At 62.5% G+C, this 18,584-nt stretch carries 17 protein-coding genes and 1 pseudogene; 9 read left to right on the plus strand and 9 right to left on the minus strand.

What is annotated here, in order from left to right:
* Positions 1 to 13: 13 nt before the first annotated feature.
* The gene (locus tag F6S08_RS00680; RefSeq protein ID WP_027608200.1) at positions 14 to 535 is read right to left on the minus strand and encodes a DUF3617 domain-containing protein; all 522 of its coding nucleotides are present in this window, start codon (positions 533 to 535) and stop codon (positions 14 to 16) included.
* 130 nt (positions 536 to 665) lie between these two features.
* Here F6S08_RS00680 and cls point away from each other — a divergent pair, with 130 nt between their 5' ends.
* Positions 666 to 2,105 carry a cardiolipin synthase gene (gene cls, locus F6S08_RS00685; protein ID WP_065926783.1) on the plus strand — a complete coding sequence of 480 codons (1,440 nt, stop codon included), beginning with the start codon at positions 666 to 668 and terminating at the stop codon, positions 2,103 to 2,105.
* Positions 2,106 to 2,182: 77 nt separating this feature from the next.
* Here cls and cfaB read toward each other — a convergent pair whose 3' ends face one another.
* The 8 genes from cfaB to F6S08_RS00725 all read right to left on the minus strand — a co-directional run bounded on the left by cfaB (position 2,183) and on the right by F6S08_RS00725 (position 11,331).
* Entirely contained in the window at positions 2,183 to 3,367 is a 1,185-nt protein-coding gene (cfaB, locus tag F6S08_RS00690) for a C17 cyclopropane fatty acid synthase CfaB (protein WP_065926784.1), read from the minus strand.
* An 87-nt stretch (positions 3,368 to 3,454) separates the two neighbouring features.
* The gene (locus F6S08_RS00695; RefSeq protein WP_315871153.1) at positions 3,455 to 4,243 is read right to left on the minus strand and encodes a DNA-binding domain-containing protein; all 789 of its coding nucleotides are present in this window, start codon (positions 4,241 to 4,243) and stop codon (positions 3,455 to 3,457) included.
* Positions 4,234 to 5,079 carry a DUF692 domain-containing protein gene (locus F6S08_RS00700; RefSeq protein WP_315871154.1) on the minus strand — a complete coding sequence of 282 codons (846 nt, stop codon included), beginning with the start codon at positions 5,077 to 5,079 and terminating at the stop codon, positions 4,234 to 4,236. Before F6S08_RS00700 ends, F6S08_RS00695 begins: the two co-directional genes overlap by 10 nt.
* A gap of 66 nt (positions 5,080 to 5,145) precedes the next feature.
* A complete protein-coding gene (locus F6S08_RS00705; protein ID WP_027608195.1) occupies positions 5,146 to 5,397 on the minus strand; it encodes a membrane protein in 252 nt (83 codons plus the stop codon).
* A 116-nt stretch (positions 5,398 to 5,513) separates the two neighbouring features.
* On the minus strand, positions 5,514 to 7,400 hold the full coding sequence (locus tag F6S08_RS00710) for a cation-translocating P-type ATPase (RefSeq protein WP_065926787.1): 1,887 nt from the start codon (positions 7,398 to 7,400) through the stop codon (positions 5,514 to 5,516).
* Positions 7,397 to 8,431 carry a protease modulator HflK gene (locus F6S08_RS00715; RefSeq protein ID WP_315335404.1) on the minus strand — a complete coding sequence of 345 codons (1,035 nt, stop codon included), beginning with the start codon at positions 8,429 to 8,431 and terminating at the stop codon, positions 7,397 to 7,399. Before F6S08_RS00715 ends, F6S08_RS00710 begins: the two co-directional genes overlap by 4 nt.
* The gene (hflC, locus tag F6S08_RS00720; RefSeq protein ID WP_161985718.1) at positions 8,428 to 9,417 is read right to left on the minus strand and encodes a protease modulator HflC; all 990 of its coding nucleotides are present in this window, start codon (positions 9,415 to 9,417) and stop codon (positions 8,428 to 8,430) included. Before hflC ends, F6S08_RS00715 begins: the two co-directional genes overlap by 4 nt.
* Positions 9,418 to 9,426: 9 nt before the next feature.
* Positions 9,427 to 11,331, minus strand: coding sequence for a protease modulator HflK (locus tag F6S08_RS00725; protein ID WP_315871155.1), 1,905 nt, complete (start codon positions 11,329 to 11,331; stop codon positions 9,427 to 9,429).
* Positions 11,332 to 11,648: 317 nt separating this feature from the next.
* Between F6S08_RS00725 and F6S08_RS00730 the strand changes: the two genes are divergently transcribed.
* The 8 genes and pseudogenes from F6S08_RS00730 to F6S08_RS00765 all read left to right on the plus strand — a co-directional run bounded on the left by F6S08_RS00730 (position 11,649) and on the right by F6S08_RS00765 (position 18,539).
* Complete coding sequence (locus F6S08_RS00730) at positions 11,649 to 12,272, plus strand: CDP-alcohol phosphatidyltransferase family protein (RefSeq protein ID WP_065926791.1); 624 nt, start codon at positions 11,649 to 11,651, stop codon at positions 12,270 to 12,272.
* A gap of 10 nt (positions 12,273 to 12,282) precedes the next feature.
* Positions 12,283 to 14,037 (plus strand): bifunctional alpha/beta hydrolase/class I SAM-dependent methyltransferase, encoded by a 1,755-nt coding sequence (locus F6S08_RS00735; RefSeq protein WP_065946440.1) that lies wholly within the window; start codon positions 12,283 to 12,285, stop codon positions 14,035 to 14,037.
* A gap of 2 nt (positions 14,038 to 14,039) precedes the next feature.
* Positions 14,040 to 15,338: pseudogene (locus F6S08_RS00740) on the plus strand (phosphatase PAP2/dual specificity phosphatase family protein).
* A complete protein-coding gene (locus F6S08_RS00745) occupies positions 15,328 to 15,771 on the plus strand; it encodes a hypothetical protein (RefSeq protein ID WP_137211743.1) in 444 nt (147 codons plus the stop codon). The pseudogene F6S08_RS00740 and the gene F6S08_RS00745 overlap by 11 nt, the downstream one beginning before the upstream one ends.
* Before the next feature lie 9 nt (positions 15,772 to 15,780).
* The gene (locus F6S08_RS00750) at positions 15,781 to 16,401 is read left to right on the plus strand and encodes a lysophospholipid acyltransferase family protein (protein ID WP_027608186.1); all 621 of its coding nucleotides are present in this window, start codon (positions 15,781 to 15,783) and stop codon (positions 16,399 to 16,401) included.
* Position 16,402: 1 nt separating this feature from the next.
* Positions 16,403 to 17,335 (plus strand): phosphatidate cytidylyltransferase, encoded by a 933-nt coding sequence (locus F6S08_RS00755; RefSeq protein WP_032885177.1) that lies wholly within the window; start codon positions 16,403 to 16,405, stop codon positions 17,333 to 17,335.
* A 161-nt stretch (positions 17,336 to 17,496) separates the two neighbouring features.
* Entirely contained in the window at positions 17,497 to 17,961 is a 465-nt protein-coding gene (locus F6S08_RS00760; protein ID WP_065926795.1) for a helix-turn-helix domain-containing protein, read from the plus strand.
* The gene (locus tag F6S08_RS00765; protein WP_315871156.1) at positions 17,952 to 18,539 is read left to right on the plus strand and encodes a mobile mystery protein B; all 588 of its coding nucleotides are present in this window, start codon (positions 17,952 to 17,954) and stop codon (positions 18,537 to 18,539) included. Before F6S08_RS00760 ends, F6S08_RS00765 begins: the two co-directional genes overlap by 10 nt.
* Positions 18,540 to 18,584: the final 45 nt, after the last annotated feature.

Below are 18,584 nucleotides of genomic sequence, written 5' to 3' on the forward strand. Positions count from 1 at the left end.
TCGCTCCTACAGGTTAAGCGCGAGGCTTGACCGTGCCGCAATCGGTGCCCAGCCATTGGGCGTGGGTATCCAGGCTGCCCTTCTGCTGAACGCCGGTGGCATTGAAGGTGCCGTTGACGGTGGTGGTGAATTCTTTCTGGCTCTGGAAGGTAGCGACGCCGGTGCCCTGGGCTTTGGGGCAACTGAAGCGGAATTTCCACTGGTTGCCGGTCTTGTCGGTCACTTCCTGCTTGCAGCCCGATTGGGGGTCGGTCAGGGGGATCGAATCAGAGGCGACTTGTGCCGGGGTGAGGCACACCTGCACGCCTTTGCCGGCCATGGTGATGCCTTGTTTTTCCAGCATGGCGCGCTGTTCGGGGGTCATCTGCTGCTTGAGCTGACCGAGGATCAGCGACAGGTCCGGCAGGTCCTGGTTATCGACTTTCATGTTGCTGGTGGTCAATTCCCACAAGCCCGGCGCCAGCATCTGCGCCTGCGCTGCCAGCGGCAACGACAAACCAACAACCATGGCCAAACCAAGCAGACGAGCATTCATCGGGTAACTCCTGGGCAATTGTGGGCGTTAGACGCCGCAAAAGTGCCAGTGTTGCACGGCAAATAAAATAGCGACATTCGCAGCCGTTCATGGTCTGTTAGGCATTGGATTGCCTGGAGTACCGTCGTCCATGGATTTCTTTGGCCCGCACCTGCTCGCCTACTTCATCGCCACGCTGCATTTTCTCGGGACTCTCGCCGCGATCCACGCGGTGCTGACCGTCAGGACCGCCCAAGGCTCGATCGCCTGGGCCCTGTCACTGATGTTCATGCCCTATCTCACCCTGATCCCCTACCTGATCTTTGGCCGCAGCACCTTCGACGCGTATATCCAGGCCCGTCGCCAGGCCAACCAGGAAATGCACACCGCGATCACCGAGCTGAACTGGCGCCCCTGGGTCGAGGAGGCTCTCGCTGCGCGCAACTCCAGCGCCTACGCCTCGTTACGCGCCATGCCCAAGCTGGGGCGCATGCCGTGCCTGGCAAACAATGAAGTGCGCTTGCTGATCAACGGCGAGGCCACTTTCAGTGCAATCTTCGACGCCATTCGCAGTGCCAAAACCGCCGTGCTGTTTCAGTTCTTCATCATTCATGACGATGAACTCGGCCGTCAGTTACAGGCGCTGTTGAAGGAAAAGGCCGCCCAAGGCGTGGGCATCTACGTGCTGTACGACCGCATCGGCAGCCACGCCCTGCCCCATCAGTACGTGCAATCGCTGCGCGACGCCGGGGTGCAGGTCAAGGCATTCGCCACCCGCAGCGGTTGGCTCAATCGTTTCCAGGTCAACTTCCGCAACCACCGCAAGATCGTGGTGGTGGACGGTGTCACCGGGTTTGTCGGTGGGCACAATGTGGGCGATGAATACCTGGGCAAAAAACCGCCATTGGCACCATGGCGCGATACCCATGTGCAAGTCACCGGCCCGGTGGTGGCGTGTTTGCAGGAGTCGTTTGCCGAGGACTGGTTCTGGGCCGCGCGCGAGCTGCCGCCGCTGATCCTGCCGGACGCCTACCCCGAAGACGGCGTGCTCTGCCAATTGCTCGCCAGCGGCCCGGCCGATCCGTATGAAACCTGTTCGCTGTTTTTCGTCGAGGCCATCCATGCGGCCACCGAGCGGGTGTGGATCACCAGCCCATATTTCATCCCCGACGAAGCGGTGTTCGCCGCCCTGCGCCTGGCGGTCCTGCGGGGCGTGGACGTGCGCCTGTTGCTGCCATCGCGGCCCGACCACCGCATCGTGTACGCCGCGTCCAGCCTGTATGCGATCGAAGCGGTGCGCGCCGGTGTCCGGGTGTTCCGCTATACGCCGGGTTTTTTGCATCAGAAGGTGGTGCTGGTGGACAACGAGATCAGCGCCATCGGCAGTGCGAACATGGACAACCGTTCATTCCGGCTGAATTTCGAAGTGATGTTGCTGACGGTCGACGAAGCCTTCGCCAAGCAGGTGGAACAGATGCTGCTGGACGACTTCGCCCAGGCCCATGAAGTGAGCCAGGAAGAAAGCCGCGAGACCCGCCGCCTGCAGCAACTGGGCATGCGGGTGGCGCGCTTGATCTCACCGATTCTCTAACGGCCAATGCGGTAAAAAATGTGGGAGGGAGCAAGCCCCCTCCCACAGTTGGATCTCCACTTTTCTGGAACATCAGCTCAGCGATAGATGTCTTCCCGCGTCCACGGCAGTTCATGGCTGCCATCCGCGTGAGGCTTCACCGCGAGGATCTGGTGCAGGTTGATCCAGCCCCGCGCAAACGCATAGGCACACCCGGCCAGGTACAGCCGCCAGATGCGTAACGCCTGCTCCGGCACCAGCTTCGCCGCCGCTTCCAGGTTGTCTTCCAGGCGCTCGCTCCAATGGTCCAGGGTGCGCGCGTAATGCAGGCGCAGGCTTTCGACGTCGACCACTTCCAGCCCGACTTCGCTGATCTCGGCGGTCATCATCGCCAAATGGGGTAGTTCGCCGTTGGGGAACACATAACGCTCGATAAACTCCCCGGCGCCACGGCCAACAGGCCGGCCGTCGGTGTGCTTGGCGGTAATGCCGTGGTTCATCACCAGGCCGCCTTCGCGCACGGCACCAAACAGGGTCTTGCAGTATTGCGCCAGGTTGGCGTGGCCGACGTGTTCGAACATGCCTACGCTCACCACTTTATCGAAACGACCATCCTGGGGCAGATCGCGGTAGTCGAGCAGTTGCAGGTCGATCTGGTCTTCCAGGCCCTCGGCTTTCACCCGCTCCTTGGCCAATGCCAGCTGTTCCTTGCTCAGGGTGATACCAAACACTTTCACCCCGAACTCACGCGCTGCGAAACGTGCCAGGCCGCCCCAGCCACAGCCTACGTCGAGCAGGTACTCGCCTGGCTGCAAGCGCAACTTGCGACACAGGTGGCGGAATTTGTCTTGCTGGGCCTGGTCGATGGATTCGCTGCCGGTTTCGAAATAACCGCAGGAGTACGCCATGTCCTGGTCCAGCCATAGCTGGTAGAACTCGTTGGACAGGTCGTAATGGTAGGAAATAGCCGCGGCGTCGGTGGCCTTGTCGTGGATCGAGCGCACCGGCAGACTCGCGCCGTCGTCCTCGACCAAGGCATGACTCAACTCATCACAGACCCGGATCACTTCGCTGATGGAACCTTCCAGCTCCAGTTTGCCCTCGACGAAGGCTTCACCCAACGAGTCGAGTGTGGGATGGGTCAGTTGGGGCACGACCGTGGGGTCCTTCACCACGATGGTCACACTGGGCTCGGGGCCCAAGTTGAATTCATGGCCATCCCAGAGTCGAAGACGCAGCGGCAGCTGAAGATTCTGTAAGGCCGGTGGAAGTTGCGCGAGCATGAGTAGTCCCCCCTTGTTTCAGACGTCTGGAATGAGGGTAGACCATCCCGAGAAAAAGTAGGAGGCTATCGATTTGATAGCGTTCTTCTATGGGGCCCGGCGCTGGAGCAAACCGTCCTGGATCCACTGTTTCAGCCATGTCACCGCTTGCAGTGGTGCACCCTCTCCATAAGTGACTGCCAGTTGCGCACACAGTTCTGCGAAGCGCCAACCGGTCGTCACCACCCCCGCCAGCGCAAACGCCTCGGCCGGTCCCAGGCTGCGATAACGGCACACATTCTGATCGCGCCATACCAGGCAGATCTGTGCGAAGTCCAAGGTGTGGCTGTCGGGGAAATCCGCGCCATCCTTGCTGGCACGCCAGATGGCCACGGTGTTGAAGTGGCAAAGCCGCTGCTGTACGGATGGTGTCAGGGAGACCTGCAAACCGGGCCAGTCCTCGGGCGGCAGCACCGCCATATCATCCTGGGTCAGCGGCTCACCCTGCGGCGCATCGAACGCCAGGGTGAAGGCCCACTCCAACTGGGCCAGTTCAACCAGCGGCGCACTTTGCTCGGCCACCAGGTGCTCGTGGATAAACGCCGGAAACCGCTCGCCCAACCAGCGCAGGCTGTAGTGGGCCGACGGATAACGACGCACATAGGCTTGCGTCAGCAGCGCAAACTCATCATCCCCCAACCAATACCGGATGGCGCTGAAGTCGTGCCGCAACACCTCCTGCAGCCGTGCCAGATAAGCGTTGTGATAGATCGCCAGGCCAGTGTCTACATCCAGCGTCGGTCCGCCCAATAACGTGGCGGCAAAGCCACTGTTGGCATCAGGCGTCTGCGCTGACAAGTGCTGTTCAAAGGCCAACTGCCAGTCGGTCAGGCGCATAACGACCTCCGGGCCAAGGCTGCGGCGCCCAGCTTCCGGGCCTTTTCCAGCTCGGTGAGCAGCGCTTGGAACGGCGGGAAATGGTCATCGCGCTCCAACAGCGTCGAGACCGGCCCCAAATGCTCCAGGGTCTGTTGATACAACGCCCACACCGGGTCGCACACCGGATGGTCGTGGGTATCGACCACGTAGTCGCCGTAATCCATATGCCCGGCCAGATGCAGCTGGCGGATGCTGTCGGGCGGCAGGTTGCGGATAAAGGTCCAGGCATCGAAGCCATGGTTGCGCGCACTGACATACACATTGTTAACGTCGAGCAGCAACTGGCAGCCCGACAGGTGGGCCAGGGCATTGAGGAATTCCCATTCGGTGAATTCATCCGCCTTGGCACGCACATAACTGGATACGTTTTCCAGCACCAGCGGGCGCTGCAACACATCCTGCACTTGGCGAACGCGAGCAGCTACGTAGTAGAGGCTTTCTTCGGTGTAAGGCAGGGGCAGCAGGTCATGCAACTGGTGCGCGCTGCCACGGCTCCAGCACAAATGATCGGAAATCCACGCGGGCTGGATACGCTCCGCGAGCTGCTTGAGGTGTTTCAGGTAGTCCATGTCGACGGGGTGGGGGCCGCCGATGGACAGGGACACACCGTGCATCACCAACGGGTAACGCTCGGCTATCGCATCCAGGTAGTACAAGGCTTTACCGCCCTGCACCAGATAGTTCTCGGAGATCACTTCGAACCAATCCACGGCCGGCGCTTGTTCAAGGATCTGCTGGTAGTACTCACTGCGTAAACCCAGGCCGTAACCCAGACTTGGAAGGGAAGCGGACATGGCTCACTCCTGGGAAAAGTGTCCGCAGCGGCGGGGGCTGCCGCTGCGGTTGCACTCGTTTGCCGGTTATTCGCCGACTTTGCCGCCCGCTGCGTCACAGGCGGCCTTGGTCATGGCCTTGAAGCCGTGGCCCTTGCACACCGCCTGGCCTTTGCAGGCGTTTTCAGCGGTTTTGCAGTCGTTCATGCCTTTGCAGGACGTCACGCCGTAGCAATGCACTTGCGCATCGGCGGCTTGTACCTGGGTCGCAACACCAGCAAACATGGTGGCGGCGGCCATCGCCAGGGCAGCACCAGCAGCAGCGGATTTAATCTTCATTCTCGTATTCCTCGTGATCGGTAGTGGCGTCGGTCTGAACGGATTGCCCAGTCTCGACACAGCACTAGAGTGAGGCCCCTTATCGGCGTTACAGCCGTATGCAAATATTTCTGAAATTAATCCTCAAGCTTCGACAGCGGCTCCTGAAACCGCAGCAAACGCCCGGCATTGCCCAGTACCAGCAAGGTGCTGAGGTTATGCAACACCGCCGCAATCATCGCCCCCGCAGCACCCAACCAGCCAAAGGCGGCAAACACCACGATGGCCAAGGTCCAGCCCAGGCCGATGACCACGTTGACCTGCAACGTACGCCGGCACTGGCGACTCAAGCGCACACAGGTGCCCAGGCGCCGTAGGTCGCTGCCGATCAACACCACATCCGCCGAGGCCAGCGCAATGTCCGCCCCACCCGCGCCCATGGCCACCCCAACCACGCCAGCCTTGAGCGCCAGGGAATCGTTGATCCCATCACCGACCACCATGGGCCGGAAGCCGCTGCCGATTTCCCCAAGCACGCGGTTGAGCTTGTCCTCGGGCAACGCCTGGGCTTCGACATCGCTGATGCCCACGTCCAGCGCCAGGCTGTCGGCCACGCTTTGACGGTCGCCAGTGAGCAGCAGTTGACGACCCAGGCCCAAATCCCGCAACTCTTGCAGGGCCTGGCGCGCCTCCGGCTTGACGCTGTCGGCCAGCAGCAGCCAGGCCAGGAACTGCCCGTTCAGAGCCAGCCCGGCAATCGGGCCGTCATGGTTCGGCACCGTCGTCGTGACAATACCCAATTGCTCGAACAACTCGGGACGGCCCAACGCCGCTTCGCCCTGCTCGGTCTGTGCCACAACGCCTAAGCCCTGGCGCTCGCGGATATCCGTGAGCGCCAGCATTTGCGCCTGAGTCGCCAAGCCCGCCAACGCACGGCTGACCGGGTGGCTACTGGCCGAACCGAGGCTGGCCGCAAGGTTGAGCAGCGCCTGGCGGTCGGTCGACGAGGTCTCGATGGACTGCAAACGCAGGGTGCCAAAAGTCAGGGTGCCGGTCTTGTCCACCACCAGCGAGGTCAGGTCCGCCAACTCTTCGAGGAACGCCGAGCTGCGAATCAGGATCCCATGCCGGGCCGCCACGGCGATCCCGGCAATCGCCGTCGCCGGTGCCGACAGCACCAGGGCGCATGGGCACGCCGCCACCAGCACCGCGAGCATCGCCTGGGCGTCATTGGTCACAAACCAGGTCACTGCCGCCAGCAGCAACACCAACACCATATAGCTGCCCGCGTAACGCTCCAGCAGCCGCGTGATCGGCGGCTTGGAACGTTCGGCGTTCTGCATCAGCGCGATGACTTTGCCCAGGGTCGACTCGTTGCCGGTGCGCGTCACTTGCAGGCGCAACAGGCCATCGAGGTTGATCGCCCCGCCAAACACCTGCACACCCACACTGGCTTCCAACGGTACCGACTCGCCGGTGATCGGCGCCGTGTCCAGGCTCGCCTGGCCCGACAGCACCACGCCATCGGCGGGCACCCGATCACCGGCACGCACCTCGACGATATCGCCGGTGCTCAGCGTTCCGTTATCCACTTCGATGATGCTGCCGTCGACCTGCACCCGCCGCGCATGGCTGCGGGTCAGTTTACCCAGGGCATGAATCGCCTCCTGGGAGCCGATCACGCTGCGCTCTTCCAATACGTGGCCGAAGATCATGATGATCGGCAGCAGCGCGGCGGTCAGCAGATCGCCGGTGGCCCAGGCGCCGAGCATCGCCAGGGCGATCAGTTGGTCGGTAATGCCATGCAGGCTGGGAAAACGCAGGCTGTACCAGGCCGAGCGCATCACCGGCACCGCCACCAGCAACGAGGCCACACCGAGCAGCAACTGGCTGACGCCCGTCTGGTCCGGCGCCAGCCAGCGCCATACCAGCCCCAGCATCAGCAAGCCAAGGGCGAGCATGGCCAGGGTCAATTGCCGGGCAGCGCTGCGCTGCTCGGCGGAGGTCAGCATGGGTGCGCTCATTGTTCGGCTCCCTGGATGATCAAGCGGGAGTCGTCTTTAGGATCGACCGTGGTCACCGAACCGGCCTGGCCGAGAATCTTCGGCATACGCTCGCGGTACAGGCGCAACAGCAAGCCCGGGTCTTTGACCTGGGCCAGGCTGGCGACCGTGGCCGTTTGCGCCTGGGCATTGGCCAGGCGTTCACTGGCCTGGGCGTGGGCGACCTGCACCAGGCGGTCGGCCTGCTGGTTGGCGCTCTGGGTGAGTTTTTCCGCTTCGGTCCGGGCGTTTGCCACGGCTTTGTCGGCTTGTTGACTGGCGGTGAGTACGGCGTTGAATGCGTTCACCGCCGGGCCCGGCAGGCTCGATTGCACATCGACCCGCGTCACCTCGATGCCCAGCCCCAGACCGGTGGCGGCCAACTCGGCCAGGCGCTTGTTGACGCCTTGCACCAAGTCACCCCGCAGCCGCTCGCGACGCTCGGCGGCGCCGTTGTCGGTACCGATCAATTCGGGGCGCGCCACCAGGATCGTGTCCAGATCGCGCGCCGCCGTCAGGACCACGGCGCTGCGGGTCACCAGGCGATCCAGGGCGGGCAGCACATGCGCGCCCTGCAACACAAAGGCGTAGGGTTCGGTGACCTTGTAGAACACCCGCACATCCAGCTGCACCACTCCGGCATCGCCGGTCAGCAGGTAGCCGGAGCCGGCCAGGGTATCGCTCAAGGGCGTGGCGAAACTGGCCACACGATCAGCCTGCACCGCCGCATCGGAACGTAACAGGTTCTCCACCCGACGCTCGATCACCCGGTCGGCCGCCGGCAATAACACCACCTGCTCGAACGGCTGCGGCCAGGCCAGCAGCAGCCCGGCATTCTGGATGCGGTCGAGGGCGCCGAAGTGCAGCACCACCGCACGGTTCTGCGGGTCGATCTGCCGCACATTGGAAAACGCCCATGCCAATGCGGCCAACACCGTCACCGCGTACAACGCCAGGAACGTCAGGCGCCCGGCCTGGATCCAGGGGCTGTCCGGGCTGTCACGCTCGGTCATGGCTGAACGTCCTTGGGCCCGTCCACCAACGCGCGAAAGGGCGCGGCGTCGGTGCGCAGGATGATTTTGGTGCCGGGGGTCACGACCGTGCCCAAGGTATCCAGGGAACGCAGCAAGTTATACAGCTGCGGATTGCCGGCGTAGGCACGCCCATAAATCTGCGCGGCTTCGACCCGTGACTGGGCTTCGATGTCGGCGGCTTTCACCGTGGCATCGGCCTGCACGATGCGCGCGTCACGCTCAGCCGCAGAGCGAATCTGCGCGGCCTCGCGCTTGCCCACGGCCGTGCGTTCGGTGGCGATGGTTTCGCGCTCGGCACGCATGCGGTCGACGGTGGCGGTGAGTGTGACCGACGGCAACGTCAGGCGCTCGATCCCCACCTGCGCCACGCGCACGCCATAGGTGGTGAGCAATTGTTGATCAATCTGCTGGCGCAGCTGCGCCTCGAAATCGGCAATGCGCACCTGGCTGGCCTCAGTGTTGATCAAGCTCGACAGGTCAAAGCTGGCCGCCGTGGTTTCCAGCGCCGAGCCGACGAAGGTCCGGATCTGCCGCGCCGCCTCATCCGGCTGGTTCTGCACGGCGCGCATAAAGCGCTGCACATTGTCGGCATCGCCCTGCACCTGCCACGCCACATAGGCCTGCACGATAATCCGCAGGCCGTCGCGCGTGCCCACATCCTGCAAGCCGCTGGAGGTGGTGCGCAGGCGCAAGTCCACCGGGATCGCCGCCTCGAACGGCGCCGGCCAACGCCAGCCCAGGCCCGGTTCCAGCAACACCCGCGACGGGTTGCCGAAGCGGGTAATCACCGTGGCCTCGCCGGAGCGCACCTGCACCAGGCTCGCCGCCGCCACCGCGAACAGCACCAGCAACACCGCCCAGGCCATACGCCGCCAAGGGAAAGGACCCGCCGCCTGTTCATCACCGTGATGATGGTGATGGTGGCCGTGGTGGTGACCATGATCGTGAGAATGAGCGCTCAACAGACAGACTCCTTATTGAACGGCTTTACGCGGCAGCGAAGGGTCGGCCGGCAAAGTAAAAGAACGCAGATCAATCGTCGGCGCGCCATCGGCGCCCAGGCGGTGATCCAGAATAAGCAGCTTGGCGTGGGCCAGACCCAGGCTGAGTTGGCCCAGGTACTGTTCCAGCACAAAGGCCCGACCGGCCGCGGCGTAGGCCTTTTGTTCGGCGGTAAAGCGCAGGTCGGCCGCTTGGGCACCGGCATTCACTTCGCGGGCGGTGGCCAAGGCCTGGTCGCGGGCGGTGCTGGCTTGCAGCAAGGCCTGGTTGGTGTGTTCGCTGGCGGCGCCGCGCTCGCGGGAGATCAGGGCCTGGGCGCCGATCTGCGCGGCTTGCACGCCGTGGTAGGCATTGGCGGCGCCGGCCGGTGGGTGGATGGCTTCCACGACAGTGGCGAGGATTTCCACACCGCTGTCGAGTGTCTGCAAATCCGCCTGCACGGCGCGGCCGATTTCGTCGGCCAGGCGCGTGCGTTGTTCGCCGAGCAATTCGTCGAGGGTACGCGAGGCAAAATCGTGTACCAGGATGCGGCTGGCGGTGCTGCGGATCAGGGTCGGCACATCCGCGCTGTTATAGGTGGCGGCGAGTGCGGCCTGGTCGGTGAGGCCGATGCGGTAAACGAAGCGCACATCCATATTGACGATCTGGAAGCTCTGCTTGTCGCCGCTGCTGCTGGCGATCACCTGGGATTTGTCATTCACATGGCTGGCATCCCACAGCCGATTGGCAACCAGCGGTGCCGGGCCTTCGGCAGGCGCCAACTCCGGTGCGGCGGCCTCGCTGACGCTGGTGGCCAACTCATGCACCACGCCGTTCTCGATGCTTAACACACGGCCCAAAGGCCACGGCAACCCGGCATGCAGGCCAGGGCCGAACACCTTGACGGGTTTGCCAAAGCGCTCATAAATCCCACGGCCTTGCAGGGGCACTTCATGCACACCGGTCAGCGCCCAGCCGACCGCCAGCACCACCAGCAACACCGGCAAAAACGCGCGGCGCATGTAGGTAAACGCCCAGATCTGGCGCAGGTCGATGCCGAAACGGTTGTGTAATTCGTGCTGCAACGCCAGCAGCGGTTGTGGCGGCCAGCGCAGCAACCCGGCGATGAAACTCTGCGCCATCAGGCGTGGTTCAAGGCGCGGCTGGCGCGGGCTGAACAGCGACAGCAGGCCTCTTAATAGAAACTCCACCGCCACCAGCGCCGGCAACAGCCCCACCAGCACCGCCAGGCGCAACGGCCAGACCGACTCGGCCCCGGCAAACAGCAGGCAAATGGCACTGACCACCAGGCAGATAATCGCCACCCGACTCAACTGCGCCAGTTGCGCGGCTTCCGGCCACTGGGCCGTGGTTTCCTGAGCCAGGCGCCGTTCGAACACCAACAAGCCAAACGCCAGGGCCAAGGCCAACGCAGCCCCCACGCTGGCCGCTTGGCCGACAGGCGCCGAGGGCAGGCCCAGGTTCCAGAATTCGATGATGCTGACCAGCGCCAGCAGCGACCAGCCGCCCAGCCACAAGACCGGGGCGCCGATCTGCCGGCCAAAGCGCCCCACAAGGCGTGCGTAACGACCCGTTTCTTCAACGGGTAATTCGATTGCCGGCCCTTCCAGCGCCTGGGCCCGCCAATCGGCCACCCACCACGCCGACTGCAGCCCTGCCACCAGCACCAGCAGGGCCGATGCGCAGTTGATCAACACCACCGGCCAGATCGACAACGGTGCAAACAGCGCGACAAACAACGCCTGCACCCAACCGACTACGGCCAGTACTGTCAGGCTGATACCGGCTTGCCGCAATCGGCGGGCATGGAACAGCCCTTGCTGAAAACGCGGCAGGCCTTCAACCGAAGCGCCGTCCGCCTCTAGATCCACTTGCATCCACTCACGCCCGCTTGTACACAATTCGTTACGATATAACACGTGGCGTGAAATTTTTGTTCGTTAAACAGGGTTTTTGAACATGGCAAAAATCTCCTGTGGAAGGGGGCTTGTTCCCGATGGCGGTGGGTCAGCCGGCATATGCATCAACAGGTAGACCGCCATCGGGGCAAGCCCCCTCCCACATTTGTCCCTCAGTGCTTTCCAGATCGTGACTAAACCCCCATAAACACGCGCCATCACTGGTATAGGCCATGAATAATCGGCACACTCCAGGCAGTTTTTCGCGGGCTCTCGGACAAGGAAGCGTCACCCCCATGATTTCGATCTATCAGCTCAAACCGCGGTTTCAGAACCTGCTGCGCCCACTCGTGCAGCGCCTCTATGACAATGGCACCACGGCCAACCAGATCACCGTGCTGGCCGGGGTTATTTCCCTGCTGGTCGGCCTGTTGATCGCCAGCTTCGCCCAACACCTGTGGCTGTTTGCGCTGATCCCGCTGTGGATGATCCTGCGCATGGCCCTCAACGCCATCGACGGCATGCTCGCCCGGGAGTTCGGCCAGCAGTCGCGCCTGGGTGCCTACCTCAATGAATTGTGCGACGTGATTGCCGACAGTGCGCTGATCCTGCCCTTCGCGCTGATCCCCGGCGTGAGCCTGGTGCCGGTGCTGCTGGTAGCGCTGCTGGCGGTGTTCAGCGAATACGCCGGGGTGCTGGGGCCGATGGTCGGCGCCTCACGACGCTATGACGGGCCGATGGGCAAGAGTGACCGCGCGTTTGTCCTCGGCGTGCTGGCCACTGGTGTGGCGCTGGGCTGGCTCGGCGCCGGTTGGATCGACACGGTGATGTGGCTGGTCGCCGCCCTGCTCGCCTACACCCTGGTCAACCGGGTGCGCCAGGGCTTGAAAGAAGAACAACCTATCTCCCCTTCTGCATAAGGATTTTGCAATGCGCGAACAGCAAGAGCACACCTTCAGTACCCATGACGGCGTCGAGCTTTTCTACCGTCATTGGCCGGCCAGCGCGCCGGCGGACGGCGAGCCGCGCAAGGCGATCCTGCTGTTCCATCGCGGCCATGAGCACTCGGGGCGTATCGCGCACCTGGTGGATGAACTGGACTTGCCGCAGTTCGACTTCTTCGCCTGGGACTCCCGCGGTCACGGCCAATCGCCCGGCGAACGCGGCGACAGCCCGAGCTTCGCCACCAGCGCCCGTGATGTGCAGACCTTCCGCGACCATATCGGCGCCACCTATGGCATCGAGGAAGAAGACTGTGCCGTGATTGCCCAAAGTGTCGGCGCGGTGATCGCAGCCACCTGGGTGCATGACTACGCGCCGAAAATCCGCGCCCTGGTGCTGGCGTCCCCGGCGTTCAAGGTCAAGCTGTACGTGCCCTTTGCCCGGCCGGGCCTGGCGCTCATGCGCAGGTTTCGCGGCAACTTCTTCGTCAACAGCTACGTCAAGGCCAAGTTCCTCAGCCATGACCCGGAGCGCGTGGCGTCCTACGACAGCGACCCGTTGATCACCAAGGCCATCTCGGTGAACGTGCTGCTGGGCCTGTACGAAGCCGCCGACCGGGTTGTCGCCGATGCCCAGGCGATCCAGGTGCCGACCCAACTGCTGGTCTCGGGCGCCGATTTTGTGGTGCACCGCAAACCCCAGCAGCAATTTTTCGACCGCCTTGGCAGCCTGAAAAAAGAACTGCATATCCTCCCCGGTTTTTTCCACGACACCCTCGGCGAGCGTGACCGCGCGGTGGCCGTGAGCAGCGCCAGGCGCTTTATCCTGCAGAACTTCGCACACCCGCTGGACCGTGCGTCCCTGCTGGACGCCGACAAACTGGGTGCCACCTGCGCCGAATCCGAATCCCTCGCTGCGCCCTTGCCGCGCAATTCCCTGCGCGACCTGTACTGGCGCCTGACCCGCGCCAGCATGGGCCTGGGCAAGAACCTGTCGGACGGCGTCAAGCTGGGCTTCGACACCGGCTTCGACTCCGGCAGCACCCTGGACTACGTGTACCGCAACACGCCCACCGGCAAAGGCAGGCTGGGCCGCATGATCGACACCAACTACCTCAACTCCATCGGCTGGCGCGGTATTCGCCAGCGCAAGCTGAACGTCGAGGAACTGCTGCGCCTGGCCATGGCCAAGCTGAGGGATGAACAGCGCGAAGTGCGCATCGTCGACATCGCCGCCGGCCACGGGCGCTACATTCTTGAAGCCTTGCAGGGCGTGTCGCCGCTGCCGGAATCGATCCTGCTGCGCGACTACAGCGACATCAACGTGCGCGACGGTGGCGCGCTGATTCGTGAGAAGGGCCTGGGAGACGTCGCGCAGTTCGTCAAAGGCGATGCGTTTGACCGCTTGGATTTGGCGGCACTGCAACCCAAGCCGACGCTGGCGGTGGTGTCCGGGCTGTATGAATTGTTTGCCGATAACGCCATGGTCGGCGGTTCGTTGGCCGGCCTGGCCGAAGCCGTGGAGCCCGGCGGTTACCTGGTCTACACCGGCCAGCCATGGCACCCGCAACTGGAACTGATCGCCCGCGCACTGACCAGCCATCGCCAGGGCCAGGCCTGGGTGATGCGCCGTCGCAGCCAGGCGGAAATGGACCAACTGGTAGAAGCCGCGGGCTTTCGCAAGATCACCCAACGTGTGGATGAGTGGGGCATCTTTACCGTGTCCCTGGCCCAGAAGATCTGACCATGCGCGAACCCGGTCTATTGAAACCAGCGGTGCTGTGGCTGCTGCTGTTGGCGCCGCTGTTTTTCAGCACCTACGGCTTCGCCACCTGGGTCACCAGCCAGCGCAGCGATGTCGGCACCCTGGTGTTCGGCTGGGAAATCCATATGCCGTTCTGGGCCTGGACCATCGTGCCCTATTGGTCCATCGACCTGCTTTACGGTTTCTCCCTGCTGCTGCCCAACAGCCGCCATGAGCTGAAACAACACGCGCTGCGCCTGCTGAGCGCGCAGGTCATCGCCGTGAGTTGCTTCCTGATCTGGCCGCTGCGCTTCACCTTCGAGCGGCCGGAACTGGATGGCGTGTTCGGCTGGCTGTTTGCCGTGCTGGCGGGTTTCGACAAACCGTTCAACCAGGCGCCCTCGCTGCATATCGCGCTGCTGGTGATCCTGTGGGTCATGTATCAGCGCCACACCCAAGGGTTATGGCGCTGGCTGGTGCATGGGTGGTTCGCCTTGATCGGTATTTCGGTGCTGACCACTTATCAACATCACTTTATCGACTTACCCACAGGCGCCCTCGCCGGCTGGATATGCGTGTGGCTGTGGCCGGTGGAACACCCCAGCCCCTTGCTGAATGCACGGCTGACCCGGGATTCGAAGCGCTGGCGCGTGGGCCTGCGCTACGGCCTGGGAGCCTTGGCACTGGCGATTCTGGCGTTTTCCCTGGGCGGCGGCTGGTTATGGCTGCTCTGGCCGGCGGTGTCCCTGGGCTTGATCAAGGCGAATTACCTGGTGCTCGGCGCGTCGGGCTTTCAGAAACGCAGCGATGGCCGGCTCACACCCGCGGCGCGCTGGCTGTATGCCCCCTACCTGGCCGGTGCGTGGATAAATTCGCGCCTGTGGACACGCAAACATCCACAGCCGGATCTGATTGTGGATAACGTGTAGCTTGGTCGGATTCCCAGTGCGAAAGAGCAGAATTCATTCAGCGCCATCGTCGACCTCTGTGCCGAATTGCCGATTAATCCACAGGGCCGCGCGTATCAAAGCATCCCGGTGCTGGACCTGATCGCCCCGACACCCGCCGACTGCCAGCAAGCCGCCGAGGCCATCGAGCGCCTGCGTGCAAGCGGCCCGGTGCTGGTGTGCTGCGCCCTCGGCTATTCGCGCAGTGCCACCGCCGTCGCCGCCTGGCTGCTGCACAGTGGGCGCGCTGCCACGGTGGACCAGGCGCTGGCTATTATTCGTACAGCGCGGGCCCATGTGGTCCTGCATCCCGCTCATCGTCAAGCGTTGGAGGGTTTGCCCCATGCCCGCTGATATGGAACTCCAGGTGGTCGCCAGCCTGCTGCGCCGTGGCCGTTCACTGGATCAGTTATCCACAGGCCTGACCGTGGCCGGGGTGTTATTCGGCCTGGCCCAGTTGCTGATGGCGAGTGTTTCAAGCATCTGCCTGCTGCTCAGCCTGTGGATGATTATCCTGGGGCTGCTGCAAAAGTACTGGGCGCTGCGGGTGGCCTTTGATGCCGACCTGTTCGCCCTGCTGGCCCGCGACATAGAGCGCACGGCGGACCTCGATCAAGCCCTGCAAACCCTTGGCCTGCAATCGCCCAAGCGGGCCGGCCGGCCCTGGGACGAGCGCCGTCGCGGCGCCCTCAAATTGCTGCGCAAACAAGCCTGGCTGCTGGGCGCGCAAGCGCTGCTCACCCTCGCCGTGATCCTCGCCAGCCCCTGGCTGCCTTTCGCCGCATAAGGAATCCCCATGTTCGAACCCGTGGTCGCCACGCTGATTACCTCCATGGCCCGCACCGTCACCGGCGCCCGCAGCCTGTGGCTGGGTTGCGCGCCAGTGCCGGTGCAACGTATCTATTTCGCCAACCACAGCAGCCACGGCGACTTCGTACTGCTGTGGGCCTCGCTGCCGCAGAACCTGCGCAAATTCACGCGCCCGGTGGCCGGCAGCGATTACTGGAATAAAAGCGCCCTGCGACGCTACATCATCAACCGCGTGTTCAATGGCGTGCTGATCGACCGCGAGCGCAAGGACCCTGTGGATAACCCCCTGCAGCCCATGCTCGCGGCGCTGGAAGGCGGCGACTCGCTGATCATCTTTCCCGAGGGCACGCGCAACCTGGAGGACGGCTTGCTGCCGTTCAAAAGCGGCATCTACCATCTGGCCAAAAGTTACCCACAGGCCGAATTGATCCCGGTGTGGATCGCCAACCTCAACCGGGTCATGCCCAAGGGCCGCGTGCTGCCGTTGCCTTTGCTGTGCACCACCAGCTTCGGCGCTCCCTTGCAATTGGAAGAAGGCGAAGACAAAGCCGCGTTCCTTGCCCGAACCCGCGACGCCCTGCTCGCCCTCGCCCCGGAGCATTCCTGAGATGGATAGCCAAACCCTGATGTTATTCGGCGGCATCGGCGCGATACTGGTGCTCGCCTCGCTGATCGGCCTGATCCTCAAACTGCGCACCCGTGGCACCCCCAATGCCGTGATCGACAACCTCAACGCCCGCATCAACGCCTGGTGGGTGATGGTGGTGGTCATCGGTATCGCCTTCTGGCTCGGTACCGGTGCGGTGATCCTGCTGTTCTACGCGGTGTCGTTCTACGCCCTGCGCGAATTCCTCACCCTCACGCCGACCCGGCGCAGCGACTACCCGGCCCTGGTGGCCGCGTTCTACCTGGCATTGCCGTTGCAATACCTGCTGATCTACTCGGACTGGTACGGGTTGTTCTCGATCTTTATCCCGGTGTACGTGTTCCTGCTGCTGCCGATCCTCGCCTCCCTGGGCGGCGACACCACGCACTTCCTCGAACGCGCCTCCAAAGTGCAATGGGGGCTGATGATCGCAGTGTTCTGCGTGTCGTTCGTGCCCGCCCTGCTGACCCTCGACATCCCCGGCTACGAAGGCCGCAACCTGCTGCTGATCGCCTACCTGGTGATCGTGGTGCAACTCTCGGACGTGCTGCAGTACGTGTGCGGCAAGCTGTTCGGCAAACACAAGATCGCGCCCAACCTGTCGCCATCCAAAACAGTGGAAGGCTTTGTCGGCGGGATTTTGCTGTCATCCCTGATCGGTGCGGCGCTGTGGTGGACCACGCCGTTCAACCCGTGGCAGTCGTTCCTGATCGCCTTGCTGATCAACCTGCTCGGCTTCGCTGGCGGCATCGTCATGTCGGCGATCAAGCGCGACCGGGGGGTGAAGGATTGGGGGCATATGATCGAAGGCCACGGCGGGATGCTGGATCGGCTGGATTCGGTGTGTTTTGCGGCGCCGATTTTCTTCCACCTCGTGCGCTACTGGTGGACCTGAACTTCTGAAAGCTAACAAATGGAATTGCTTTGTAAGCCTATAGGCAAACAGAATCCTGTATTTTGTTAGCTTATAGGCTTATTTTTTGTGCTTACTGTATGCCTATAGGCTAATATTTATTTCAATATTGATAGCCTATAGGCTTACAAAGGTCTTTCACCATGGGTACTTCCAACCTCTACAAACTGCGCCTTTCTCAAGTAGAACGCGCTATTGAACCCTTTAACACCGTTAAAGGCGCACCCGTTCCGCCAGGCGGATGGTTGCGGTCTATCAGAGAATCGTTGGGTCGCTCATTAAGAGCCCAGGCCGAAATGGCGGGCGTGTCTTCAGTGACGTTGACCAAGTCCGAGCGTTCCGAAGCTGAAGATCGGATATCGCTTGCACAGCTGAGAAAGCTAGCAGCAGCACTGGACTGTGAACTCGTGTACGGCCTGGTCCCCAAAAAGCCCCTGCATGAAGTCATCCGAGACCGAGCTGAACTCATGGCCAAGCAAGAAATCCTAGGCGTCGCACATTCCATGAGCCTCGAAGATCAACGTCCTTCTGATGCCTTCATCGAACGTCAGATTGATGAACGTCGCAAAGAATTGCTCGACGGTCCATGGACACGCCTATGGCAATAGAACTGGAACTTAAACCAGGTCAAACCCCGCTCGATCCGGACGAAGTCGCTGGGCTGAAACCGAGACACATCGCCACCCAAGGCGAATTGGATGAATGGGAGGCGCAAAACATCCTCAAAGCCTCGCGTTGGGTAGCTCGGCAAAAAAAGCTGGATGTGCTGAATGATCATTTCTGCCGCGAACTCCACGTGAAAATGTTCGACGACACTTGGAAGTGGGCCGGTACTTTCCGAAAATCAGATAAAAACATTGGCTGTGACTGGACACAGATTGCCGTCAACTTGCGTCAATTGCTCGACAACGTGGCTTACTGGCTGGAGCACAACATATTCCCGCCAGAAGAGATTGCCGTGCGCTTTCATCATCGACTTGTGTGGCTACACGCTTTCCCCAATGGCAACGGTAGACATGCTCGCCTCATGACCGATTGCCTGCTGAGGCAATGTGGTCTTGCTCTCTTCTCCTGGGGGCGCGGTAACCTGGTGATCGTGAACGAAGTTCGCCAACGCTACATCCAGGCGCTTCGCGCTGCCGACGCCAATGATTACGCGCTGCTGTTGGCATTCGTGCGCAGCTGACTCGGTAAACATCCCCGCCGTGCGGCGTATCGGTGTCATCTTTTG

The organism is Pseudomonas sp. JV449 (assembly GCF_032424295.1).
In the GTDB taxonomy this organism is placed as follows: domain Bacteria; phylum Pseudomonadota; class Gammaproteobacteria; order Pseudomonadales; family Pseudomonadaceae; genus Aquipseudomonas; species Aquipseudomonas marginalis.